The following is a 25065-nucleotide window of genomic DNA, read 5'->3' as shown; positions in this document are numbered from 1 at the left end:
TCGCCGGCCGCACCTCCGGTAACAATGTTGGAGGCCGGCACCCTACCGGTGCGCGAGCTTGCTACAATCGCTGTCCGCGAGGGGCAGCGCCCTCGTCCTGTCTACGGCGCTCACAAGTGGTTCGCCCGCCGCCTTGGGTCGGCCTTCCGGGCCCTGTTGCTCGCATCGACTCTTCCCCCGAACGGGGATTTTTGGGCGGCCTACGAGACCGGAGTCTCGCTCGAAGGGATCACCCTGCTGGATCCTTTCGTCGGCGGAGGCACCTCTTGCGTTGAGGGACAGCGGCTTGGGGCGCGCTGCCTGGGCACCGACGTAGATCCCGTTGCCGTGGCAGTTAGCCGGTTCCAGGGGCGGATGCACGCTCTCGGCGACCTGGTGCAGCCGCTCGCTCGCCTCTCTGCTGAAGTCGGTGCGGAGGTCGAGCGCTTCCATAAGCGCCCCGACAACCGTTTGATCCTCCATCATTTTTGGGTCCAAGTAGTCGAGTGCCGTGGCTGCGGTCTTTTGTACGACGCTCAACCCCATCACGTGCTAGCTGCCGAGGTCGGCAAGCCGGAGCGCCACGTTTTCTGCGGGCAGTGCGATCAGGTGCATCTGCGACCAGTCGGCGAGGAGGTCCTTGCCTGCGACGCTTGCGGCGCCAGCACGGAGATTGCAAAGGGTGCCGTCGTGTTCGGCACGGCGACTTGCCCGCATTGTGGCCTGGTTGAACGACTAATCGACCTGTCGGAGCGCACCGGAGTGCCGCCGCGGTTCCGCCTCTTCGCAACCGAATCTATCCCGCCCAACCGGAGCGGACGTGCGGTCCCAATGACGGAGCGCCAATTCCAGAAGGCCGATGAACATGACTTCCGGCTGCTGGACGCTGCGGCCGCCATGCTGAAAACGTTGCTCGCTGACGGTGGTCCTGGCCTGCCAGACCGCATAATCCCGAACGAGGGGCGCGCGGATGACCGCCTAATCCGCTATGGGTATCGACGCTACATCGAACTCTTCAACGATCGCCAGCGGCTTCACCTTCTCCTCCTCGCCAGGGCGATCACAGCGTTGCCGGAAGGTCTCGAACGGGAGGCGCTGGCAATCGCGTTCAGCGACCACCTCAAGTCCCTCAACATGATGGCCGGATACGCATTCGGCTATCGCCGAATCTCTCCTCTCTTCGCCCTTCGCGCGTTCCGTCATATCCCCCGCCCGGTGGAGCTCAACCCATGGGTCCCGGGCACCGGCCGTGGCGGCTTTCCAAACGCGGTGCGCTCAGTTCAGCGCGCAGCGCGGTGGGCGCTTTCTCCCGTGGAGTACAACCCGGCGGGGGGCTTTTTCCCACCGCGCCAGGAGAAGAAGGGTGAGGTAGACGTTCGGCATGTGCCGGCTAGCCACCTCGCACACGTTCCCGACGGATCTGTAGATCTGCTCCTGACCGATCCGCCCTACTTCGACAACATTGCCTACTCAGAGCTCGCTGATTTCTTCCTGCCCTGGCAGCGAATGCTTGGCCTTGTGGATTCGCCGGAGGTGCCGGGCCTGCCCCCAGACCAGCTTGCTGCGCCCGGACGGTCAGATGCGGAAGGGGACGTTTTCCGGGAGAAGCTCGGCGCATGCTTTGCCGAAGTGTCAAGGAAGATGAAGGACGGCGCTTTAGGCGTGTTCACCTATCAGCACCGCACGGCAGTCGGCTGGGAGCGCCTTGCTTCCGCACTGGCCTCATCACCTCTGCGCGTCGTGAACGTGTTCCCCCTCGCAGGGGACGTCGGCACGAGCCTGCACAAGCACGATGAAAGCATCTCCTGGGACGCTGTCCTCGTGGTCAGAAAAGACGTGGCCCTCAAGCGTCGATCTAAGCCGGCGAATGTGGACGTGATTGCCGCCGCCGGCATGGTGGAACGCTGGTCAAGGGTTCTCGACGACCTCACCTCGCCCCGGTTTCGGAAGGCGGACCAGGATAATCTCTGGCGCGCCGCCCTCGTCGCCAGCAGCCTGTCCAATGGCAGTGGCCCGATTGCCCTCAGCGACGCGTTGAAGCTGCCCTGGGACGCCTCCCTGGGCATCGCCGGCGAGACCGGTCCGGAAAAGCTGCAGGCCGCAGCCCTGGCTACCTCACCCGCGTCCTAATCTCGCAAGGGCCGAGCCGCGGAAGGTTCTCGCGCCGGACTTGGCGGAGGTGCCCGTCGGCGTAGTGCTTGATGAGAGCCGATTGCCGCATCACGACGGGGTCAGACGGAATGTGGTCGATGAGCGGCCGGCTCGCTAACAGGATGAACTTGGCCTGCGCGCGGGAGGCAATGACGTTGAACCGGTTGAGCGAGTAGAGAAACTCCTCCTCGCCCCGGATCTGGTCCACATCACCCAGGCCCAAGCTCGCGATCATCACTAGCCTTTCCTGTCCCTGGAACCGCTCGACGGTGTCCACCGCCTCGTACAGGGCAGCCCGTCCGGGACCGCGTGGCAGGGCATGTTCCAGAAGGCTGATGACCGTAGCCTGCTGTGCCCGGTGAGGGGTAACCACCCCTATACCGCTTCGGAGGAATGTCTCCAGGTCCATTGGGTCGTTCGTCCCCAACGCATTCGGCGGCCCTCCTGTCATGCCCGCGAGGCGCCCCCAGAGGGATCGCACGAGGGCAGCCACCGCATGCGCCTCTCCCTCATTGCTCTGACTCGACATATCGTCGGCATGCAGAACTGCCACGAGGGGCTCTTCGGGATCTAGGATGCGCTCCCACGCAGGTGACCATTCAAGATCGACAGGCCACCCTGCCGGCTCGGCAATCGGCACCGATCCCAAGAGGCGAAGCCGCTGGTCTGGGTTCACCGCCTGCAGCCCGGGCCCGTAGCCTGCCTCTCTGACAAACTCGACGATGTCCCGGTTCGATCGGTAACTCCGGTCGAGCATCGTTGGGATCACTTCGTCAGCTGCAGTGCCCTCGTTACGGTAGTAGTCGTAGATGGACCCAACCATCTTCTCGAGGCCCTTCGGAGGCGGCACGGGTTGGATCGGTGGCATTTGCTTGTCGTCACCAACAACGGTGATGGTTGCCTCCGGCGCGACGGAACTAAACGCCATAATCGCATGGGCGACGTCCATCTGCGACGCTTCGTCCACCAGGACGAAGTCGAACAGATCGGCTCGGAGTTTATTGTTCGGGGAAAGCCCACACTTCCGCACAAGGTTCGCAACCTGATGCGACGTCGCCGCCACCAATACGACAGGGGGACCAACTGCAAGGTCGTTCACGAGGCTCTGGAACCGGGGGGCAGTTTGGTCGGTTGGGCAGACGAAGTCGCGGAGCTCGGCCGCGACGGCCGCGTCGTCCCCCTGGGAGGACTTCAGCCGATAGATGGCAAATTCGTCCTCGGCCATAAAGCGGCGAAGGCGCGCAGGCATTCGCTTGGCAACGTTGTCGATCGCCGTCCAGGTCGGCCCGGTCACGAGCATCCGGATCCTTTGTCCGGTCGTCCTGGCCCACTCCGCAAGGCAGCCGAGCATCGCCTCGCATGTAAAGCTTTTTCCGGTGCCGGGCGGCCCCCAGATAAGGCTGAGTCTGAGGGTGACTGCCTGAACAAGGGCGCGCCGCTGCGTCTGCGTTAGGCGATGCGCTTCGATAGCGGCATTGGCCAGTCCCGCAGTTGCAGTAAACCGGGACGGGGTGGTCGATAGGCCGCGCGCGTCCCAGATGAACGGTTCGACTGGGTTCGAAGGCGTTTGTCGCGGTCCTCGAGCGCCTGGACGAGGGCCGAGCACCTGCGGAAGCCTAGCCATTCCTACCCGCGGCCGAGCCACCGCGAGCGGGGGATTTCCCATGCCGGCGAGGGCCTCCTGGATCTTGGAGGTGGAGAAATCGGTCACGACTGGATCGATGATGCCCCACTCGTCGGGATGAGAATCTTCAGCCTGCGGCAGCACCATTAGGCCATGGTTGATCGCCAGACGGCTGATCGGCACCCCTGCGGCGCGTGCGTAGGTATCGAGGTCAACGGCCACGCGCCGGCGCGAGCGATCGATCGCCGCAATATTGACCTTCATGACCTCGAAAAAGCGCTTCTTCAGATGCCAAGGGTCCACGCCAGCAAGATCGGCAACAAAGCCCCGAGGCAATAACGCGTGGACGTTGCTGCCCGGCCTTAGCATCGAGCTCACAGTTGCGTACTGCAGCGGGACTAACGCTTCGGTCATGAGGGACCACCCCATGCCGGGCTTAAGCTTCGCGTCACGCGACCCTTCCGCTATCTCAAACACCAGCCGGTCTCCGCCGACGTCGGCTAGGCCAAGGTCAGCAAGCGCGTTCGCACGCTCAGTGCCGACGAGGAGGCGACGAACTCTGGCCGACGCAAACTTGGCCTCCCGCTGTTCTGACGTGAGGGCACGAAGCATGTCGTTCTCGAACTGCTCTGATGCCGCCTGTAGCTTGCGGTGCGCGAGCCACACGAGCCCGTCTGCAGAGATTCCAGACTCCACACGCCCGGCCGTCGTGATGTCCTGTAGCTCGGGTGCGCTCGCCTCTAGACCAACGCGAAGGTCCGCTGTCAGGCGCTCGGTTACCGCTGAGAGGGCGCGCAGCTTTACGACGGTGGTGCGTCGCAATTCATCGCGTACGTCGGACGGGATCGGAAGGGGACGAAGGCCGCGGACGGTACGGCGAAGGTTGCGTGCGTTGATCTCGGCAGGGTCCTGCCAAATTTCATGTATACGCTCGACGGGGACGTAGTCCGTAAGCGGGTCCTCATACACCGGATTCACTCTAAAGCGGACGTAATCGGCCAATGCTGCTAGGCGCTGCGGATGAAAGAGCCTGGCGCAGCCGAGGAGCGAGTAGAAGTGCGGCGAGTCTGCCGCCGTCAAAGCGCGAAAGGCGTCTGAGACGATTGAGACCGGGCTTCGGAGGGACAGCGTCTCCGGGTTCGGGATCACCTGCTCTGGGGGGAACAACCACGCCAAGTCGCGAAGCTGCGGCGCGCCAACAAGGAAGGAAAGGTGCCTGCCGATAACTCGACGGAGGTGCTCGTATCCGATCCGGTCCCAGAAATACACCTGTGCGGTCGGTCGTCTCGGCGTTCCATCTCGCCACGTCCAGACCTGCTGAAGGGCGAGTGCAAGGCTTTGTTGGATGGCGTTGAGCATTGCGACGAGAGCGTTCCGCTCTGCATCTACCGATTTGCTTTGCACCTCGGCGACGCGGGCCTGGTTGCCGGTGAGCCCGCGATGCTCGACCATCCAGCCAAAACAGCCTGTGATGCCACTAGCCGGGTCGAACTCCACGACGATATGAATTTTCACATCCACGTGCTTCGGAAGCACAGCGGTGCTCCCGGCTGCCGGCACAACGGTGGCTGTCCGCGATCCGAGCACCTGGGCCCGAGTGCCGGCTAGTGCCCGAATACCCTTTAGCGATCCGTGGCCATCGAAGATCGCATCCCCTGGCGACATTGCCGCAATGTCGGCCACAGTGCGGACATGCTGACTTTCGAGTATTCGACGGGCGCCATCCGTGATGCCTGGAATCCGACTGATGTGGCCGTCGGCCCTGGCCATGGGCTTGCAGTAGAGTAGCCGGTTCGGATCGGCTTCAGGAGCGTCGTCTTCGTGCCGGCGGTTCCAGTGATGCCCGAGGAACTCACATCCTACGCAGCGGGAGTCGACGTGATAGCCGATAGCCCTCCAGTCTTCTGGCGTCAGTGCGTCCCGGAGATCCGCCTCGAAGAATCGCCGGACCCGCGCTGTGAAAACCGGTGCAGGCAAATAATCCAGGTCAAGCTCAAAGGCCGCGAGATTTTCCACATCGGTAGGCTCCCTACCCGCGGCCTCAGCCTCCCGGAGCCTGGTCTCCATCGTCGAACCGCCATGCCGTCCGGGCCAAACAGCGGCGTCTGCTCGGACGAAGAAGCGCTCAGACAACACGCGTCCGTCCTGGTCGACTGTGGCGCCTAACCAGGCGGCGAGCGTCATGCAGTAGTAGGCGATCTCGGCGAAATGTGCCTCCGACGCCTCGGCAGCGAGCTTGCAGTCAATCACCCGGAGACCGATGCGGGCGTCTCCGTCCGGCAAACCCACGATCTCGCCAGATCCAGTGATCTCCATCACCGGTAGGTTGACGTCTCCCATGGCGCCGAGCTGACTCGCTGCCATGGCTTGAATAATGTCAGGGCGCGCATGTCCGAGGGTGAGGGTCTGCTCCATCGCTCTGTTGCAAAGCGAGGAGGTCACAATCTCGTCTAAGCCAACAATCTCCTGAAAGGCTGGCGGCACCGCATATTCCGTCTCGATCAGGAAACGCGGAGTGTCCAGAAGACGCGACCAGACCGTCTCCAGCCTGAAGATCAGCCCGTCGCCATGCACTATGGGCCTGGCATCGGCGTCCCCCACGACGGGCCGGGATGTATTCGCCGGGAATATCTCAGCCAATTCCTCGTAGCGCTCTGCTTCGTTTCGCCGTCCTTCCTCCGCCAAAATCGGTAGGCCTGGCCTGGCGGTCTCCCGCTCCGGCGGGGGATTTGGGATCAGATTCCCGGAGGGGTCTCGTATAACCTCCTCGTCGCGGGAGTTGCTGTAGAGATCAAACCGCAGGCGGCGCTTGCAAGAGCGCCGGACGTATTGAGAGATGTGACGTTTTGCTAGGTGAGGCACCCGAATCCCTCATAAACGGCGGCTGCTTAAGCTTAGCATTGCACGCAGTTGGCGATGAAGTGATTCCTCCTTCAACGCGACCGAACGCTTGAGCATGCCCCCTAACCACGCAATCGCAGACCGAACTCCGGCCCAACTCTCCAAGGCTCCAGCCTAGAGACCGCCTGTACCGAGTCGCACCTCCTCCGCCAGATCTTATATGCCCGACGCCTTCCTCAACCCACTGCCCGGGTCTGCGAGCCGTCCGCCGCCGCGCAGGGGAACGCCTGGGCTCAGTTGCTGAAATACGCCCGGTACTTCGTGTCCTGCTCGCCCAGGAACGACGCGAAGGCCGGCGCGCCGAGGAACCGGATTCCGAAGCCCTGCTGGGCCATGAACTGCTGGAAGACCTCGTCCTGCAGCGCCTGCCGCACGGCGCTCTCCAGCCGCGCCAGGGCCGGCGTCGACGTGCCGCGGGAGGTCGCGAGCCCGCGCCACGTGCTCACGTCGAGGTCCAGGCCCTGTTCCCTGGCCGTCGGCACGTTCGGATGGGTGCGCATCCGCTCCGGCGCCGCGACCGCGACCATCCGGGCCTGCCCGCCGCCGACCGGGGCCCGCACCTCCACGGCGCTGAAGGTGACCGCGTCGATATGCCCGCCGACGAGGTCCTGCAGCGCGGGCCCGGCGCTGGCATAGGGCACGTGGATCAGCTCGATCCCAGCCTTCCTCTCCAGTTCCAGCGAAAGCATGTGCCAGGCGCCGCCCTGGCCGCTGTTGCCCACGCGGATGGACCGCGGATTGCGCCGCGCCTCCTCGAGGAACTCGGGCAGGTTGCGCCAGGGCTTCTGGGCGCCCACGGTGATGGCGCCCGGATCGGTGTTCAGAAGCGCGACCGGCTGCAGCTCGCGCCAGGTGACCGGCACGCTGCCCAGAAGCGGGCCGGTGATGAGCTGCGGCGTGACGAAGCCGATCGTATGGCCGTCCGGCGCCGCGTCGCGGATCGCGACATGGCCGACGGTCCCGTTGCCGCCCGCGCGGTTCATCACCGGCACGGGCACGCCGAGATTCCTCGACAGCGCCTGTCCCAAGGCGCGCCCCACGGAATCCGTGCCGCCGCCGGGCGCCCAGGGGACGATGAGCGTGACCGGACGGTTGGGCCAGTCCGAGGCCTGGACCCCGCCGGACAGCGCGGCCGCGCCGGCGATGCCGGCCCCCGCACGCAACCACGAACGCCTGCCGTGCATGACCGCTTCTCCTCCTGAGGGAGCGGATGTTCTTCCGCTTCCCGGGTCAGCCCTTCGGGAGGAAGGGCTTCGCCTCCTTGTCGTAGTCGCCATAGCCGAGGGTGGTCCGCAGCTCCGCCGCGGGCAGCGCCATCTCGGATTCCGCGCCGCCGGCCGCCAGCGCCGCGAGCCCGGACTTCACGCCCGCGATCGAGGCCGAGAGCATGGCCGTCGGATAGGTGCCGATCTTGATGCCGAGCGCGATCGCCTCCTCGCGGCTCGGGATGCGCCGCCCCGGTCCGGGCGAGAGCACGGCGAAGGAAGGCCTCCCTTGCGCCGCCGCCACGGCGCGCTGGAATTCGCCGTCATCGGCGGGGCTGTCGAGGAAGAGGATGTCCGCGCCCTCGTCCACGAACATGCGGATGCGCGCCTCGGCCTCGTCGATGCCCTGGGTCGGGCGGCAGTCGGTGCGCGCCATGACCAGGATGCCGGAATCCTTCGCGGCCTCCACGGCGGCGCGGATCTTCATGCGGGCTTCCTCGCGCGGCAGGCAGGGCTTGCCGGCGGCGGTGAGCTCGCGCGGGGTGATCTTGTCCTCTATGAGGATCGCGGCCGCGCCCGCGCGGCCATAGGCGCGCACCGTGCGCTGCACGTTCATCGCATTGCCGTAGCCGTGGTCGCCATCCGCCAGCACCAGCAGCTCGGGCGCGGCGCCGCGCACCATGTTGAAGCTGTCGAACATCTCGCCGAAGGAGATGAGGTCGAGGTCCGGCCCGCCGAGCCGGCTGGCCGCCACGCAGGAGCCGGAGAGAAAGGCCGTCGCGAAGCCGGCGCCGGCGGTGAGCTTGGCCGTCAGCCCGTCCCAGACGGCCGGCATGGTGACGAAATCGGGCTTGGCCAGAAGGGCGCGCATGCGTTCGGGGGCGGTCATGGAGTTCCCTCAGAGATGTTCCTTATGAGGACGCTATAGGCGATCCGCGCCGTCACCAAGCTGCCGTCCCGGTCCCTATTCGACGGTCACGTTCGCCGTGCGGATGACGGTGGCCCAGCGGTCCACCTCCGAGCGCAGGAGATCGGCGGTCCCTTCGGGGCTGCGCCCTTCCGCAAGCAGCCCCATTCCCAGGAGGCGAGCGGTCATCGCCGGCTCGCGCACGATCTTCGCGATCTCGGTAGAGATGCGCCCCACGATCTCGGCCGGCGTTCCCGCGGGCGCGAGCAGCATGGACCAGGTGCTGACGACGAAATCGGCGACGCCCTGCTCCTCGAAAGTGGGCATACCGGGCGCGAAGCCGGCGCGCTGGGCGGCGGCGATTCCGAGCGGCAGGATGCTGCCCGCCTGGAATTGGGGCCGCAGGGCCGAATCGACGTCGAACATCGCGCCGATATTGCCGCCGATGAGATCCTGCAGCGCCGGCTGCGTCCCACGATAGGGCGCATGCACCATGCGAAGCCCCGTGCGGATCTGCAGGAGCTCCATGGCCAGATGGGCCGTCGAGCCGATGCCGCTCGACCCGTAGGTGAGCGCGCCCGGCCGAGCGCGGGCATAGGCCAGGAATTCGGTGAAGCCGCGCGCGGGAAGGTGCTTTCCGCTCGCCATCACCAGGGGCGAGGTCGCGATCAGCGAGACGGGCGCGAAGCTCCTGATGGAATCGAAGGGCATCTTGCCCGCCTGGAGAGTGGCATTGGCCGCATGGGCCGGCAGCACCATTACCAGCGTATAGCCGTCCGCCGGACTTGTCGCGGCGATGCCGGCGCCAAGGATGCTGTTCGCCCCCGGCCGGTTCTCGACCACGACGGGCTGCTGCAGCGCCCGCGAGAGCGGCTCGGCGACCAGGCGGGCGGAGAGGTCGGTGAAGCCGCCGGGCGTATAGGGGACGATGATCCGGATGGGGCGGGTCGGATAGTCGGCCGCGCGGGCCGCGACCGCGGTTCCCGCCACGAGGCCGAGCCCCAGGGTCGTGCGACGGGACAGGGCTGCCTTGGAGGTTTTCACGGTGGTTCTCCCATTTCCGCTTGTCCCGGCGTCTCCCGCGTCCGCCACGGGGGAAGCCGGCCAGCGGTTGGGGGGTAGTGTGACGACGCGCCCGCGGCGTCGCAAGCGCGCTGGCGCGGGCCGACCAGGGCCGTCGCCGGCCCAGATGGCGTTGGGCCCATGACGATCGGGTCCCTGGGCCGGATGCCGGGCTATCCCCCGCTCATCGCGGTCAGGATGAGCACCTCGGAATGCGCGGCGACCGGCGTCTCCAGGCCGGCCTTCCGGCCGTCGACGAAGACGTCCAGATGCCGCCGGATGCGCGGCGTGGAATCGGCCACGCGGTCGCGCATTCCGGGCCAGCGCGCGTCCAACAGGTCGAGCACGGCGGCGACATCCGCGGCGTCGACCTGCTGCTCGCGCGGCGCGCCGGGGAAGAGCCGCGCCAGCGCATCGGCCAGGACCACGGTGGCCATGCGCTCAGCCCGGCACGCGGAGCGTCTCGACCGACAGGATCGGCGGGAGATGCCGCGCGAGGCAGCGCCAGCTCTCGCCCTCGTCGGCGCTGCCGTAGAGCTCCCCGGAGCTGGTGCCGAAATAGACGCCCGTGCCCGCCATCCCGTCCACCGCCAGCGCCTGCCGCAGCACGCCGAAGTAGCAGCCCTCCTGCGGCAGCCCGTTGCGCAGCGCCTGCCAGCTGCGGCCGCCGTCGCGCGTGCGCCAGACCGCGGCCTTGGCGTCGGGCATGAAGCGCCCCAGGGAATCGCCGTTGAGCGGCAGGAGGAACAGCGTGTCCGGATCATGGGGATGCGCGGCCACGGGGAAGCCGAAGCTGGAGGGCAGCCCCTGCTCGATGCTTTGCCAGCTGCGGCCGCCATCGTCGCTGCGGTACATGCCGCAATGGTTCTGCTGGTAGAGCCGGCCGGAGCGGCCCGCCGCCATCGTTAGGCCGTGCACGCATTGCCCGTATTCGGGATAGCGCTGGTCCTCGGGATTGTAGTCGCAGCGGATGCCGCGGTTGCGCGGCGCCCAGCTCCGGCCGCCATCCGCCGTGTGGAACACGCCGACCGAGGAGATGGCGACCCACATCTGCGCGCGATCCTCCGGATGCGGCAGGATGCCGTGCAGGATCAGCCCCGCGCCGCCCGGTTGCCAGTCCGGCCGAGAAGGGTGGTCGCGCAGGCCCCGCACATGCTCCCAGCTTTCGCCGCTGTCGGTGCTGCGGAAGAGGCCGGCCGGCTGGACGCCCGCATAGAGCGCCCCATCGGCGACGGCCAGCGACCAGGCCGTCTTCACCGGCTCCTCGCCCTCGGGATAGGCGAGGCCCCGGCTCGAATGCGTCCAGCTCCGGCCGAGGTCGGTGGACTTCCACACGGCCGGCCCGAACCACTCGTTGCCGCCGGCGCCCCAGATGGTGCCGGTGGCGGGATCGGCGACGACATGGTTCAGCGGCCAGGTCTCGCAGAAGGGACCGCGCAAGGCCCAGTCGCGCCGGGCCTCGTCGCTCTCGAGAAGGAAGGCGCCCTTCTTCGTGCCGAGCAGCAGCAGCAGTCTGGACATGGCGTCAACCCAGGCGGCGGTAATGCGCCTGCATGATCTGGTGCCACTCTCCGTCCGGCCCCTTCATGCGCGAGCGCAGGATGCGGTGATCGTCAGCGACGATCTCCAGGATGTCCTGGTAGGGGCAGGTCTTCGTCGGGTCGGCGAAGTCCGGCCCCTCGCAGTCCAGCGTCAGCACGTCGCCGGCGAGGCTGCCCTCGTAGATCCAGAGGTTGGACATGACGGAGCTGATGAAGCTGCCGACGAAGCGGCCCTTCACCGGGTCGTAGCCCAGGGTGATGACGTTGCGCGCCTCGCCCCCGCCGCCGGGCATCTCGCCCCGGCCCTCGCCCATGATCCACAGCTCGCCCAGGGCGCGCATGGTCTCGGTGCCGGTCATGGTCTCGGGCGCCTTGTCGGGGCCCATCTCGCAGCTCCCCTCCACGCTCCATTCGCCGAGCATGCGCTGCAGCCAGCGGTGCTCCGCCTTGGGGTCGGGCTTCATCATGTCCTGTTCCTCCTGTGGGTGCTCAGTCGGCGGCAGCGACGGCGAAGGCCGTGGCCAGCCGCTCGAAGCTCTCGGTCCAGCCGCGGCGATGGTTGGTGGCCGTCGTGGCATCGGCGAAGCGGTCGTGGATGAGGGTGACCTCCGTGCCTTCCGGCACGGGCCGGAACGTCACCATCACGCGGGATTCGCGCTCGGGCATGGTGACCCAGGCCCAGGTGAAGACCAGCAGCCGATCCGGATCGAATTCCGCATAGGTGCCCGAGACCTGGTGCCGCTCGCCATTGTCCTCGACCATCCGCACGGTGAAGCCGCCGCCCGGGCGCGCATCCACCTCGGCGGATTCCACGCGCGTGTGATGCGGGCCGAACCAGCGCATCAGCGCCTCCGGCGTCGTCCAGGCCTCGAAGACGCGGGCGGGCGGCGCCTTGATGCGACGGACGATCGTGACGCTGGGCATGCAGGTCATGGGGTCTTCTCCACAAGGGCGGCCAGGCGATCGAGGCTCTCGGACCAGAAGCGCGCATAGCGGGCGAGCCAGGACATGGCATCCTCCAGGGGGGCGGCGGTCAGCCGGCACTCGACGGTCCGCCCGATCTTCCGTCGCGCGATGAGGCCGGCCCCCTCCAGCACGTCCAGGTGCTTCATCACCGCCGGCAGCGACATCTCGAAGGGCCGCGCCAGCTCGGAGACGGAGAGCCCGTCCTCCTCGTCGAGCCGGGCGAGCAGGGCGCGACGGGTGGGGTCGGTGAGCGCACCGAAGACGCGGTCGAGCTGGGCCGTCTCTAGGTTAACCATCAGGTTTAGTAAACCCTCGGGTTAACCGTCCGTCAAGTCATTTGGCGAGACGCTCGATCATGGCCATGGCGGCGGCCGGGTTGCGGGCCTTGTGGCCGCTGATGACGTAGAGGAAGACGTCGCGCGGCTTGCCGTCCGGCTTGTGCGCGCCGAAGGTTTCCAGCCCCTTCGGAGCCTTGCCCTCGGCCCATTCCTTCGCCCGCTCGACCCACTTGCTGAGCGCCGCGGAGGGGTAGCCAAGCTTCTCCTCCTCTCGCGTGCCCATGATGCGGGCATAGACAAAGGGCGCGGTGACGTCGGCGATCTGCGGGAAATCGGAATCGCCGGCCGTGACGATGGCCACGCCATGCTCGCGCATCATCGCGACGAAGTCGGGCGACCGGAAGCTCGGATGCCGGACCTCGATGGCATGACGGAGCGCGTGCCCCTCGTAGCTGTGCGGCAGCAGCCTGAGAAAACTCTCGAAGTCCTTCGGATCGAACTGCTTGGTCGGCGCCATCTGCCAGTTGATGGGGCCGAGCTTGCCCTTCAGCTCCAGCAGCCCGCTGGCGAGGAATCGCTCGATGGACTCGCCGGCCTCGGCCAGGACGCGGCGGTTGGTGGTGTAGCGCGTGCCCTTCAGCGAGAAGACGAAGCCCTGCGGCGTCTCGTCATGCCACTTCCTGAAGCTGGCCGGCTTCTGCGAGCCGTAATAGGTGCCGTTGATCTCGATGGAGGTCAGCTTGCCCGCGGCGTATTCCAACTCGCGCTTCTGGGCGAGGCCCTCCGGGTAGAACTCGCCGCGCCAGGGCTCGTAGGTCCAGCCGCCGACGCCGATATGAATCCTGCCCTTGGCCATGCATCCCTCCCAGGAAGGCGCGGGTCAGGAAACGCCCGGCGCGCGACTCAGTTCCATGCTGCAGGCGCAGCGGCCCTCGGCATTCGCGCCGAAGGCAAGCCCCACCTCCTCGACGGCATCGACCGCATCATCGATACCGGCACCAAACGCCTAGCCACCGACCAGCCCGGGCAGCGGGGGCGCATCATCGCTGGCAGGGAAAGAGCGCCTCAGCGCCGGGCCGCCCAGTCCCAAATGTTCCGACAGCAGTCCCTTGGCCACCCGCCTCAGATCCAAGGTGGGCGCCAGGTCGCGATTCTCGAAAAGTCTCTGCGGCGAGAGGCCAGGCCAATCCGCCAGCACGCGGCCGCCCCGCACCGCGCCCCCGAGGAGGAAGGCCGCACCGGCCGTCCCGTGATCGGTCCCCATCGTCCCGTTGATCCGAGCCGTGCGGCCAAACTCGGTCATCACCAGGATCGCGGTGTCCGCCCATGCAGGCCCCAGGCCAAGCCGCAACGCGTCGAGTCCGTCATCGAGCGTCCGCAGGGCCGCGGCGATCCGGACCGCCTGGCTGCCGTGAGTGTCCCATCCGCCGGTTTCCATCGCGGCGATGCGAGGGCCACGTGGATCTGCCAGGAGCCGGCCAGCGGCGCCGGCCAGCGCGACAAATCCGTTCGTGCCTCTGGGCGGCGGCTCCTGTCCGGCGAGAACGGCCGTGGAAAAGCCGCGAGCCCGAAGCCCCTCGGCGAAGGCGGGGCCAAGTTGAGCGTCGCCGGCGTGCCAACGGGCCAGGAGAGCCAAGGTCTGGGTATCGGCTTCGGAATCCGCGAGCGCAGCGTAGCTGCCTACGCGCGCCGGGCCGCGCATCATCAGCGGCAGGTCTGGTCCTATGGCAATGCCGCGCCGTGCCGCGCCGCCCTGCGCCTCCGCAGGCATGGTCGCGATGGCCCGGTTCAGCCATCCGTCATGCAGGCGCTGTGCCGCGCCGCTCTCGAGCATGTCCTGCGCCTCGAAGTGGCTCCGGCTGCGCCACGGGCCGGCCACCGCATGCACGACCATGGCCTGATTGGCCTTGAACAGGGCGTGCAGCTTGGGCAGGGCAGGGTGCATCCCGAAGCGGCCCCCGAGATCGAGCACGCCACCCTCCTGGCCCGGCTCGGGCAAGGCCAATGCGCCGCGAAGCGCGCGGAAATCCGGGTCTCCATAGGCCGGCACGGCCGAAAGACCGTCCATGGCGCCCCGCAAGAGCACGATGACCAGCCGCTTGTCGCCGGCAGGCCCATTTGCGAGGGCGAGGCGGCTTTGCCCCGCAGACATCAGGCTGGCGAGGCCGAGGAGAAGGGGGCGGCGTTCAATGTTCATCGGCGCTGCGCCTCCGGACTTGCGAGAAGCAGGAGAAAGGCCTCTTGCATCGACCCTGCGCCGCGGACGCCCGCCACGGTTTCGGCGCGGGCGAAGGGGCCGAGAAAGACGTCCGCCACCTCGGCGGGATTGGCATGCCTGGCCGTGGCGAGCCGGCCCGAGTGGCGCCTGGCCAGATCCAGACGCCGCATGAGCTGCTCGGGGGCGGCCCACTCCTCCGCCACATCCGCCCACCCGTTCGGGGCAGGCGCACCCCAAAGGGATTGGTTCAATCGGATCATCGACGCGATGGTGAGCGATGCGTCTTCAGGCCCGGAGCCGAGCGCGCGCTGGGCCGCGATCACGTAGTCCTGCGCGTCGCGGACCTTGCGAAGCGGCTCCCAGGCCTCAGGCGCCTCGATCACGGCGCGCGCCGCTGCCCCGAGGTCGCCCCCGGTGTCACGAAGCGCGGCTTCGATCCGGCGCACTGGCCCAACGGGCGGATCGTCCGCGATGAAGTGGCGGGACAGCTTGAAGGCGAGCGAACGGAACGTGGCAGGATGCCTCGCCAGGAAGCGGAGGGCCTGCAGGCCGCCCTCTTCGCCCTCCGGGAAGGATCGGCCGAGCACGCGCTTGGTCCCCGGCTCGTGGTTCGCCGACCGAAACACGAACCCGTCGGGCTCACCTGCGGCTTCGCCCCGCCCCGTGGTCCAGCCCGTCAGAACTCTCGCCAGGCTGGTGACGTCCTCCTGCGTGTAGTTCGCCGCCGGCGTAACGGTGTGCAGTTCCATACATTCGCGCGCCAGATTCTCATTGAGGCCACGGCTTCTACGTTGGCCAGTTCGGCTGGCCGGGCCCGTCGATGTGTTCTGGTCGAGATAACCCAGCATCGCCGGGTGTCTATACGCCGCGACGAGCATATCCTCATATCGTGCGAAGGAATGCGCGCGGATCGCCTCGCGTTGATAGTTCCCGATGAGGGGGGCCATCGCGCGACGGCGCCGGCTGACGGTCAGATGGTTGGTCCAGAAATTTGCCCACCGCTCCAGAAAGGGCTCGCGCGTCTGGATCATGCGCGAGGCCCATGCCGCGCACTCGGCCCGGAACACCTCGACGGGCGCCCGGCTGGCACGGTCGAGCTTCTGTTCGCGCATGGCCGAGACCGCCTCGCCGAGGCTCGCGCCGGGGGCAGGGCTCGGGGTGTGCACCTGCGCCAGGAGCCAGGGCAGAGGGTCTGCCGGCGGCATCGCATCGGGGCGGGCGCCAAGGCCGAAGCGGATGGCGGCTTGGGCTGCATTTGGAAGCATGACGAACCCTACTTTGGTCCGGCAGCGCTAAATGCCACAAAATGTGTCAAAGATTTGCGGGCCTGGGTTCGCCCGGGTTAGATTCGCCCTGGCCATCGCGTGGCGAGGGGCCTGGCCCCAGGGACCGCACCGGCAGACCCTGGGATCAGGCAGCTACCGCGCCGGCCGCACCGTCGCGGGATCGTTGCGCTCGTCGGACCGCGCTTCGTAGGTCACGCTGGACCGCATCGCCCAGATCGCGTTCTGCAGGTACAGCGGCACGATCGGATAGTCCTCCAGCACCAGCCGCGTCGCGCGCCGCAGCAACGCCTCGCGCTTCCCATCGTCCAGCTCCACCTCGGCCTGGCCGATCAGCTCGTCCAGCGCCGGGTTGGAGTACTGGATGCGGTTCGACGAGCCGTGCCCGCGCTCGCGGCTCACCGTGCGCAGAACCGAGTTCAGCAGCACCGAGACCTCGCCGGTGGAATTGCCCCAGCTCAGCAGGTTCGCCGGCGCCTCGCGACGTGACGCGCGGCCGATGAAGGTGGCGTAGGGCTGCGCCTCGATGGTCGTGCGGATGCCGATGCGCGTCCACATCTGGCCGACCGCCTGCACCACCCGGGCATCGTTCATGTAGCGGTCGTTCGAGCTCGCCAGCGTGAGGGAGAATCCCTGCGGATAGCCGGCCTCGGCCAGCAGGCGGCGCGCCGCCTGGGGATCCGCGGTCGGTACCGGGAAGTCCGGCATGTGGGAGAAGCTGCCGGGCGGCATGAACTGGCCGGTGGCCAGCGCCGAACCCTCCATCACCCGCTCCTGGATCATCCGCCGGTCGATGGCGAGCGACAGCGCGCGCCGCACCCGCAGGTCGGCGAGCGGATTGCGGTCCAGCGCCGCGCCCGTGCTGGAGGCGAGCGCGGGTACCGGCGGCGCGCGCACGCCGTCAAGCGTCAGGTACATGGTGCGCAGGCTCGTCGTCTCCGCGACCCGGAAGCGGCTGTCGCGGCGCATGCGGCCGATGTCGCTGGTCGGGACCTGGTCGATGAAGTCCACGTCGCCGGCCAGCAGCGCCGCCGTGCGCGCCGTGTCGTTGGTGATGATGCGGTAGCCCACCTCCGCCCAGTGCGGCTTCGCGCCCCAGTACTGCTCGTTGCGCGCCAGCACGATGCGGTCGTTGTTGGTGTAGGAGACGAGGCGGAAGGGTCCGGTGCCGATGGCGACGCGGCCACTGTTGAAGTCGGCCGTGGCGGCGCCGGCGTGGATCTTCCGGCTCAGCATCACGACCTGGCTGAGATAGGTCGGCAGGAGCGGCGAGGGGCCGGTGGTGTAGAGGCGGATGGTGCGGTCATCCACCACCTCCACGCGGCTCACCGGGCGGATCAGGCCGGAATAGGAGGCGCCAGGGCCCGTGACGGTCGGGATGCGCTCCAGGGTGAAGGCGACGTCATCGGCGGTGAAGGCGGTGCCGTCGTGGAAGCGGATGCCCTCGCGCAGGCGGAGCTCCCAGCCCTCGGTGCCCATGGCGCGCCAGCTTTCGGCCATGCCGGGATGGATGCGCGCCTGGGCATCGGTCCGGGTGAGCGTGTCGAAGATGGACTGGGCGATCTCGCCGTTGGAGCGGAGCTGGTGATAATGCGGATCGAGCGAGGAGATGGGCGAGCCCACGCCCATGGTGAGCGTCTGCGCCATCGCTCCGGCGGCGCCGGCCATGGTGGCGGCGGCGCCGAGCAGCGCCCGGCGGAAGACGGACCGGCCAACGAGCTTCCGCATGGAACTTTCCTCCCGCGCGCCGGTTCGGGCGCATTGATTATACGCAATTTGAAGCCGACCGACCGATCGGTCGACGGGGCGGAACCTAGGCCGGGGGCCGGATCCGCGCAAGGCGAAACGGCCCGATTGCGGAGACCGGTATCGCGGCCTATGCTCGGCGGAAACCGACCGACCGTCCGGTCAGCGGTGTGAACTTCGCCGTCGCCCGCAGAGGCGGCGGCCGGGACAGGAAACGATCCCATGGCGACACGAGCCCCTGCGGCGACCGCACCCTCCTCATCCTTGCCGACCGGCGGCGGACTGTCACGCCGCGCCGCAATATCGGGAGTCCTGGCCGCGCCCTTCCTGACGACGGCCGCCGCCGCGCAGGAGGGCTACCCCAGCCGGCCGATCCGCATGGTCGTCCCCTTCGTTCCTGGGGGAGGCGCCGACATCACGGCGCGCTTCCTCGTGGAGCCGCTGGGCGCCGAGCTCGGCCAGAGCGTCATCATCGAGAATCGCGGCGGCGCCGGGGGCACGATCGGCACGGCCGCCGTCGCGACGGCCCCGGCCGACGGCTACACGCTGCTCTACGGCACGCCGGGCCCGCTCATCACCAACCGTTTCCTGATGGCGAACCTGCCCTACGATTCGGACAGGGACTTCGCGCCCGTCAGCCTGCTGACGCGCGGCGCCTACCTGCTAGCCGTCCACAAGGACGTGCCGGCGCGCACCCTGCCGGAACTCATCGCGCTCGCCCGCGCGCGCCCCGGCGAGCTCACCTTCGCCAGCGCCGGCAATGGCGCGGGCAGCCACCTCTCCGGCGAGCTGCTCTCCATGATGACCGGCATCCGCATGACGCATGTGCCCTATCGCGGCACGGCGCAGGCGGTGCAGGACGTGGCCTCCGGCCGCGTCACCATGTCGATCGACACCTATGGCGTCATGATCCCGCAGATCCAGGCCGGCAACCTCCGCCCCATCGCGGTGACGAGCCCGCGGCGCTACCCCGAGCTGCCGGACGTGCCGACGGTCGCGGAGACCGTCCCCGGCTTCGAGGTCGGCGTGGTGAACTATGTCTGCGTCCGCTCCGGCACGCCGCGGCCGATCATCGACCGCCTGAATGCGGCCTTCGTGAAGGTGCTGGGCGATCCCGGCCTGGCGCAGCGCATGCGCGACGCCGGCAGCAGCCCGCCGCTTTCCAGCACGCCGGAGGAACTGGGGGACATGCTGCGCTCCGAGGTGGCGAAATGGGGCCCGGTGATCCGCCGGGCGGGCATCACCGCAGGGTGACGCGACGCATGGAGAGGGTTGCGGACCGGGCGGGCGCCGTGCCATCGCGAAGCATGGACGATCTCGCGGAAATCCTGGAGCTCGACACGGCCGGCAACCCACTGCAGGGCAGGATCGTCCAGATCTTCCAGGTGGCCTGCCGCCTCTTCGCCCAGCGTGGCTTCGACGGCGTCTCCATGCGCGACATCGCGGCCGAGTGCGGCATCTCCAAGGCCACGCTCTACCACTACTTTCCGGACAAGGACTCCATCCTGCGCCCGCTGGCGATGGGGACGACCAAGTCCATCTTCGTGCATGTCTCCCGGCACGACGATCCGGCGCAGCCGCCGCTCGCCCGGCTGCGGGTCTTCCTTGTCGAGACTGCGAACTTCTTCGAGAAGTTCCGCTGGGCCTGGATCGCGGGATCGACCGCCTTCTGGAGCGATCCGAAGGCGCGCGCCCGCAAGGAGCGCATCGGCTGGCGCGACCGCTACGAGCAGCTGCTGCGCGACATCCTGCAGGCGGGCATCGATGCCGGCGAGATCAAGGTGCAGGACGTGGCGATGGCCGGGCGCTTCGTGCTGGGCAGCGTCAACTGGATGGCGCGCTGGTACGACCCCGAGGGGCCGCTGACCGCCTCGCAGGTGGCCGACCAGTTCTGCGACATGATCGTGGACGGCATCCGCGCGCCGCAGCCGCGGAAGCGCTGAATATAAGGACGGGATATAAGGACGGGACAGCTTGCGCCAGGCCGCGCGCCGGCCTAGGGTCCCGACCGATCGGTCGGTCGGATGCCGGCCAGCAGCCATCGCGTGGCGGAGGGAACAAGACCATGTCATCTGACATCGTGAAATTCGAAGTGTCCGACTACATCGGCGTCGTGACGCTGAACCGCCCGCCGGTCAACGCGGTGAATGCCGAGATGAAGGATCGCCTCATCGAGATCTTCGATGCGGCGACGGATCGCGAGGACGTCCGCGTCGTCGTGCTGACCGCGCAGGGCAGCATCTTCTGCGCCGGCGCCGACCTCAAGCAGCGCCCGGACCCGAAGGTTCCCGGCCAGTACTGGGGCCACAACCGCACCACGCGCGAGCTGGGCAATTCCATCAAGGAATGCGCCAAGCCCGTCATCGCCGCGGTCAACGGCACGGCGCTCGGCGCGGGCTTCGGCCTCATGGCCGCCTGCGACATCATGATGGCCTCCGAGAACGCGACCTTCGGCATGCCCGAGATCGACGTCGGCCTGGCCGGCGGCGCGGCCATGATCCGCGAGATGTTCGGCAAGTCCTGGACGCGCCGGCTGATGTTCACCGGCGATCGCATCCCCTCGGCCGAGCTCTACCGGCAGGGCATCATCGACAGCATCTGGCCGCAGGAGCAGCTGCTGCCGGAGGCGCTGAAGATGGCCGCGCGCATCGCCTCCAAGAGCCCGCTGGGCATCAAATATGCGAAGAACAGCTGCAACTTCGTCGAGCTGATGTCGCCCAAGGACGCCTATCGCTTCGAGCAGAACTTCACCTACGAGCTCTCCAAGACGGAGGACGCCAAGGAGGCCCGCACGGCGCAGCTCGAGAAGCGCAAGCCGAACTTCAAGGGCCGCTGAGCATGCCCGCCGCCATCGATTACGAGGCCTTCCGCGAGGAGGTCCGCGACTTCGCGCTGCGCAACTGCCCGCCGGAGATCCGCGCGGTGGTGGCGAGCTACCGGAAGCTCTCGCGCAAGATCTGGTATCCCTGGCAGAAGATCCTCTTCGAGCATGGCTGGGGCGCGCCGAACTGGCCGCAGGAGTTCGGCGGCACCGGTTGGGACACGCGCCAGCGCGTCATCTTCGACGAGGTGATGGCCGAGTGCGACTGCCCGCCGCAATACCATCACGGGCTGCGGCATCTCGGCCCCGTCATCATCGAGTTCGGCAACAAGGAGCAGCAGGAGCGTTTCCTGCCGGGCATCCTGAACGGCACGGACTGGTGGTGCCAGGGCTATTCCGAGCCGGGCGCGGGCTCCGACCTCGCCTCGCTGCGCACGACGGGGCGACGCGAGGGCGACGAGTACATCGTGGACGGCCAGAAGACCTGGACCTCGCACGCCCAGGAAGCGGATTGGATGTACACGCTGGTCCGCACCTCGAAGGAGCCGAAGAAGCAGCAGGGCATCAGCCTGCTGCTGATCCCGCTCAATTCGCCCGGCATCACCATCCGCCCGATCCGCACGATCGACGGCTGGCACCACGTGAACGAGGTCTTCCTCGACAATGTCCGCGTGCCGGTCGCGAACCGCATCGGCGAGGAGGGCCAGGGCTGGACCTATGGCAAGTTCCTGCTGGAGCGCGAGCGGCTGGGCGGCGCGAACATCGCGCCGCACCGCATGGCGCTGGAGCGCGTGCGCGATATGGTCGGCAAGGAGCTCGCCGGGGAGGACCGCCGCGCCGAACGCGAGCTGCTGAATCACCGCCTGCTCCTGGCCGAGGCCGAGCTGCTCGGGGCTTCGGAGCTGGGCCGCGAATCCATCGAGGCCGCGATCGAGGGCAAGCCGCTGGGCATGCTGCCGGCCGTCATCAAGCTCTGCACCAGCGTGACCATGCAGACGATCAGCCAGATCGCGCTGGACGCGGTGGGCGACCGGCTCGCGCCGCGCTTCAAGCGCGTGGACGGCGAGGGCCCGAACGCCGAGGCGCCCGGCATCGAATGGGTGCAGAACTACATGTACGCCCGCGTCCGCACGATCTATGGCGGCAGCAGCGAGGTGCAGAAGAACGTCATCGCCAAGCAGCTGTTCGGGATGTGATCATGGGCTTCGAAACCAAGCCGGTGATCGGCGGCGAGATGTACGAGATGGCCTCGCGCTTCGCGACGGAGGCGGGCGAGGAGCTGGCGGCCATCGCCGAGGCGCACGCGCAGGCCGCCTGCATCGGCCGGCATTGGGCCGGCATCGCGGAGCTCGGCTGGATGGCGACCGCCATTCCCGAGACCGAGGGCGGCGCCGGCGGCGACCTCGCCGACCTCGCCTCCCTGGCCGCCGGCGCCGGGCGCGCCGCCCTGGCGCTGCCGGTGGCGGCGAGCTGCGGCGTGGTCCCGGTGCTGCTGGCGGGCCACCCCATCCTCGCTGATGTCGCGAGCGGCAAGGCCCGCGTCGCGGCGATCCTGCCCGGCGCGGCGCGCGATGCCGACGGCAAGGCGCTGAGCGCGGCGAAGGCTCTCGACGGCGACGCCGTGGGCGTGGAGACGCCGCCCGACCCCACCCATGTCGCGCTTGCGATCGGCGGGGACGAGGCGGTCCTGCTGCTGGTTCCGACCGGCGCCGCCGGCCTGCAGACCGCGACCTATCTGCGCATCGACTGGCGCCTCGCGGCCGACTTCCACTTCGGCCATGTCGCGATCCAGCCCGAATGGATCGTGGCCCGCGGCGCCCAGGCCATGCGCCGCGCCGAGGCCGCGCGCGACGTCGGCGCCCTGCTCACCGGCGTGGAATGCGTCTCCGCCATGGGCGCCTTGGTCGAGCAGACCATTCACTACCTGCTCAACCGCGTGCAGTTCGGCCAGCCGCTGGCGACCTACCAGGCGCTGCGGCACCGGGTGGCGGAGATGTATGTGGAATACGAGACGCTGCGCGGCATCGTCTCGCGCGCGCTGCGCGCCGCGCAGTCGGGCGAGGAGGCCTCGCAGGCCATTTCCTTCGCCAAGCTGCGCCTCGGTGAGGCCGGACGCGCCGTCGCGGAATCCGCCATCCAGTGCCATGGCGGCATGGGCATGACGGAGGAGCTGCCGGCCAACCGCCTGTGCAAGCGCCTGATGATGGCGGAATTCGAATTCGGCAACCGCGTGTTCCACGCCACGCGCCTGCTGGCCGGCCAGGAAGCCTGAACCATGCATCAACTGGACAAGATGTTCCGGCCGCGCTCGGTCGCGGTCATCGGCGCCTCGGGCGATCCCGACAAGCTGGGCGGACGTGCGCTGTGGCACATCAAGGAGCTCGGCTTCCAGGGGAAGATCTACCCCATCAACGTCACCGCCAGGGAAGTGCAGGGCCTGCCCGCCTATCCGAGCGTCCTCGACCTGCCCGAGACGCCCGACACGGCGATCATGGTGCTGCCCGCCAAGCTCGTCGCGAAGTCGCTCGAGGAATGCGCGCAGAAGGGCATCAAGCTGGTGCAGGTGCTCTCCTCCGGCTTCGCGGAAGAGGGCGGCGAGGGCGTGGCCATGCAGGCGCAGCTCGTGGAGATCGCCAAGCGCCACGGCATGCGCATCACGGGGCCTAACGCGCTCGGCAGCATCAGCCCGCCCGATTCCTATTTCGCGACCTTCTCGAGCCTGCTCGCGACCGCGCGTCCCGGGCCCGGGACGGTCGGCGTCGCCACGCAAAGCGGCGCCTATGGTTCGCATATCTACGCCGTGGCGGGTTTCCGGGGCGTGGGCATCAGCCGCGCGATCGCGACGGGCAATGAGGCCGACATCGACGTCGCGGCCTGCATCGAATACCTCGCCGAGGATCCCGGCACGACCGTCATCTGCGCCTCGCTGGAGGGCTGCAAGGACGGCCCCGGCCTGCGTCGCGCGCTGCTGAAGGCGGCTGCCGCGAAGAAGCCGGTCATCATCATGAAGGTCGGCAGCACCGAGGAGGGCGCGGCCGCCGCCGCGACCCATACCGGCTCGCTTGCCGGCGAGGATCGCATCATCGACACGGTCTTCCGCGAATGCGGCGCCGTCCGCGCGCAGTCGATCGAGGAGATGATCGACATCGCCTATGTCTGCTCGGTCGCGCCGCTGCCGCCCTCGCGCGGGGTGGGCATCCTGAGCGTCTCGGGCGGGCTGGGCGTGCTGATGGCCGATGGCGGCATCCATGCGGGCCTCAAGGTGCCGGCGATGACGCCGGAGGTGCTGGCGCGCATCCGCGAGATCCAGCCCCCGGCCGGCGGCTGCAACCCCATCGACACCACGGCCCAGCTCAATGGGCGGATGCACATCTTCGAGAGCATCAGCCAGGCGATGCTCGGAGGCGCCGAGCTCGGCTCCTTCGTCTTCTACCTCGCCCATCTCGGCCGTGATCTCCGCCGTTTCCCGCCGCTGGAGAAGGCGCTGACCGAGCTGCGCAAGGCCGCGCCCGATCGGCTGGTCGTCGCCGTGATGACGCATGTGGACGAGATCCGCCTGAAGCTGGAAGCCGCCGGCATTCCCGTCTTCGAGGATCCCTCGCGCGCCATCCGCGCCATCGCGGGCGCGACCTTCGTCCGTGAGCTCCAGGCCGCGGCGGCGTCGGTGCCGGAGGTGGCCAAGGCCGCGCCCATCGCGCTCGCCTCCCGCAACGAGGCGGCGGCGAAGGAACTCCTGGCGCGATCGGGCGTGCCGGTCCTGCCGGAAAAGGCCTGCGCCAGCGCCGATGCGGCCGTGGCGGCCGCGACCGCCATGGGCTTCCCCGTCGTGATGAAGATCCTGTCGGACGACATCCCGCACAAGACCGAGGTCGGCGGCGTGCTGCTGAACGTGGCCGATGCGGCGGCCGTGGCCGTGGGCTTCGACGAGCTCCACCGCCGCGCCCGGGCGAAGAGGCCCGAGGCCAGGCTGGACGGCGTGCTGGTCGCCCCCATGGTCTCCGGCGGCGTCGAGACCATCATCGGCGTGCAGCGCGATCCCGTCTTCGGCCCGATGGTCATGTTCGGCCTGGGCGGCGTCTCGGTCGAGCTGTTCAACGACGTGGCCTTCGCCACCGCGCCGCTCACGCCCGAGCGGGCCGAGGCGCTGATCGCCAGCGTGAAGGGCGCGAAGCTCCTCGAGAGCTTCCGCGGCCGTCCGCCGATGGACAAGGCGGCGCTGGTGAAGGCGCTGGTCGCGGTGTCGGAGCTGGCCGTTGCGCAGCAGGACGTGATCGAGAGCGTCGAGATCAACCCCTTCCTGGTCCGCCAGGACGGCGCCTATGCGCTCGACGGCCTGGTGGCCCTGCGGGGCGAATCCGCGGCCCGTTGAGGGCCGCGGCTCGG

20 protein-coding genes are annotated in these 25065 nt (G+C 68.3%); 7 read left to right on the top strand and 13 right to left on the bottom strand.

Annotation, left to right across the window (positions count from 1 at the left end; genetic code table 11):
* Nucleotides 1-48 precede the first annotated feature (48 nt).
* Nucleotides 49-2109, top strand: coding sequence for a hypothetical protein (locus EJV46_RS15730; RefSeq protein ID WP_165585575.1), 2061 nt, complete (start codon nt 49-51; stop codon nt 2107-2109).
* On the opposite strand, the gene EJV46_RS15725 is transcribed toward EJV46_RS15730, so the two are convergent.
* From EJV46_RS15725 to EJV46_RS15665, 13 genes are all read right to left on the bottom strand, one after another.
* Entirely contained in the window at nt 2090-6355 is a 4266-nt protein-coding gene (locus EJV46_RS15725) for a bifunctional RecB family nuclease/DEAD/DEAH box helicase (protein ID WP_131549639.1), read from the bottom strand. The two genes, EJV46_RS15730 and EJV46_RS15725, sit on opposite strands and share 20 nt — an antisense overlap.
* A 533-nt stretch (nt 6356-6888) precedes the next feature.
* Entirely contained in the window at nt 6889-7839 is a 951-nt protein-coding gene (locus EJV46_RS15720) for a tripartite tricarboxylate transporter substrate binding protein (RefSeq protein WP_165585574.1), read from the bottom strand.
* A gap of 46 nt (nt 7840-7885) precedes the next feature.
* Nucleotides 7886-8749: an oxaloacetate decarboxylase gene (locus EJV46_RS15715; RefSeq protein WP_131549637.1), complete on the bottom strand. Its 864-nt coding sequence runs from the start codon at nt 8747-8749 to the stop codon at nt 7886-7888.
* 75 nt (nt 8750-8824) lie between these two features.
* Nucleotides 8825-9811, bottom strand: a complete 987-nt coding sequence (locus EJV46_RS15710) for a tripartite tricarboxylate transporter substrate binding protein (protein WP_165585573.1) — start codon at nt 9809-9811, stop codon at nt 8825-8827.
* A gap of 191 nt (nt 9812-10002) precedes the next feature.
* Nucleotides 10003-10266 (bottom strand): MoaD/ThiS family protein, encoded by a 264-nt coding sequence (locus EJV46_RS15705; protein ID WP_131549635.1) that lies wholly within the window; start codon nt 10264-10266, stop codon nt 10003-10005.
* 4 nt (nt 10267-10270) lie between these two features.
* Nucleotides 10271-11350 carry an exo-alpha-sialidase gene (locus EJV46_RS15700; RefSeq protein WP_131549634.1) on the bottom strand — a complete coding sequence of 360 codons (1080 nt, stop codon included), beginning with the start codon at nt 11348-11350 and terminating at the stop codon, nt 10271-10273.
* Nucleotides 11351-11354: 4 nt separating this feature from the next.
* Nucleotides 11355-11837 carry a DUF1579 domain-containing protein gene (locus tag EJV46_RS15695; protein ID WP_240782583.1) on the bottom strand — a complete coding sequence of 161 codons (483 nt, stop codon included), beginning with the start codon at nt 11835-11837 and terminating at the stop codon, nt 11355-11357.
* Nucleotides 11838-11859: 22 nt separating this feature from the next.
* Nucleotides 11860-12303: an SRPBCC domain-containing protein gene (locus EJV46_RS15690; protein WP_131549633.1), complete on the bottom strand. Its 444-nt coding sequence runs from the start codon at nt 12301-12303 to the stop codon at nt 11860-11862.
* Entirely contained in the window at nt 12300-12632 is a 333-nt protein-coding gene (locus tag EJV46_RS15685; RefSeq protein WP_131549632.1) for a helix-turn-helix transcriptional regulator, read from the bottom strand. Before EJV46_RS15685 ends, EJV46_RS15690 begins: the two co-directional genes overlap by 4 nt.
* Before the next feature lie 37 nt (nt 12633-12669).
* A complete protein-coding gene (locus EJV46_RS15680) occupies nt 12670-13470 on the bottom strand; it encodes a DUF72 domain-containing protein (RefSeq protein ID WP_131549631.1) in 801 nt (266 codons plus the stop codon).
* A gap of 150 nt (nt 13471-13620) precedes the next feature.
* Entirely contained in the window at nt 13621-14811 is a 1191-nt protein-coding gene (locus EJV46_RS15675; RefSeq protein ID WP_131549630.1) for a DUF1501 domain-containing protein, read from the bottom strand.
* Complete coding sequence (locus tag EJV46_RS15670) at nt 14808-16037, bottom strand: DUF1800 family protein (RefSeq protein ID WP_240782603.1); 1230 nt, start codon at nt 16035-16037, stop codon at nt 14808-14810. Before EJV46_RS15670 ends, EJV46_RS15675 begins: the two co-directional genes overlap by 4 nt.
* Nucleotides 16038-16250: 213 nt before the next feature.
* The gene (locus EJV46_RS15665; protein WP_131549628.1) at nt 16251-17843 is read right to left on the bottom strand and encodes an ABC transporter substrate-binding protein; all 1593 of its coding nucleotides are present in this window, start codon (nt 17841-17843) and stop codon (nt 16251-16253) included.
* Nucleotides 17844-18083: 240 nt separating this feature from the next.
* Here EJV46_RS15665 and EJV46_RS15660 point away from each other — a divergent pair, with 240 nt between their 5' ends.
* The 6 genes from EJV46_RS15660 (at nt 18084) to EJV46_RS15635 (ending at nt 25051) form a co-directional block, all read left to right on the top strand.
* Nucleotides 18084-19115 (top strand): tripartite tricarboxylate transporter substrate binding protein, encoded by a 1032-nt coding sequence (locus tag EJV46_RS15660; RefSeq protein ID WP_131549627.1) that lies wholly within the window; start codon nt 18084-18086, stop codon nt 19113-19115.
* A 38-nt stretch (nt 19116-19153) separates the two neighbouring features.
* The gene (locus tag EJV46_RS15655) at nt 19154-19804 is read left to right on the top strand and encodes a TetR/AcrR family transcriptional regulator (RefSeq protein WP_165585572.1); all 651 of its coding nucleotides are present in this window, start codon (nt 19154-19156) and stop codon (nt 19802-19804) included.
* 122 nt (nt 19805-19926) lie between these two features.
* On the top strand, nt 19927-20697 hold the full coding sequence (locus EJV46_RS15650) for an enoyl-CoA hydratase/isomerase family protein (RefSeq protein WP_131549625.1): 771 nt from the start codon (nt 19927-19929) through the stop codon (nt 20695-20697).
* A 2-nt stretch (nt 20698-20699) separates the two neighbouring features.
* Complete coding sequence (locus tag EJV46_RS15645) at nt 20700-21878, top strand: acyl-CoA dehydrogenase family protein (RefSeq protein WP_131549624.1); 1179 nt, start codon at nt 20700-20702, stop codon at nt 21876-21878.
* Nucleotides 21879-21880: 2 nt separating this feature from the next.
* On the top strand, nt 21881-22954 hold the full coding sequence (locus tag EJV46_RS15640) for an acyl-CoA dehydrogenase family protein (protein ID WP_165585571.1): 1074 nt from the start codon (nt 21881-21883) through the stop codon (nt 22952-22954).
* A 3-nt stretch (nt 22955-22957) separates the two neighbouring features.
* A complete protein-coding gene (locus EJV46_RS15635; protein ID WP_131549622.1) occupies nt 22958-25051 on the top strand; it encodes an acetate--CoA ligase family protein in 2094 nt (697 codons plus the stop codon).
* The last annotated feature ends 14 nt before the right edge of the window (nt 25052-25065 follow it).

It is taken from the genome of Roseococcus sp. SYP-B2431 (genome assembly GCF_004336745.1).
Taxonomy (GTDB): domain Bacteria; phylum Pseudomonadota; class Alphaproteobacteria; order Acetobacterales; family Acetobacteraceae; genus Roseococcus.
Note: the sequence above shows the minus strand (reverse complement) of the source record. Positions and strands in the feature narration are given on the sequence as shown.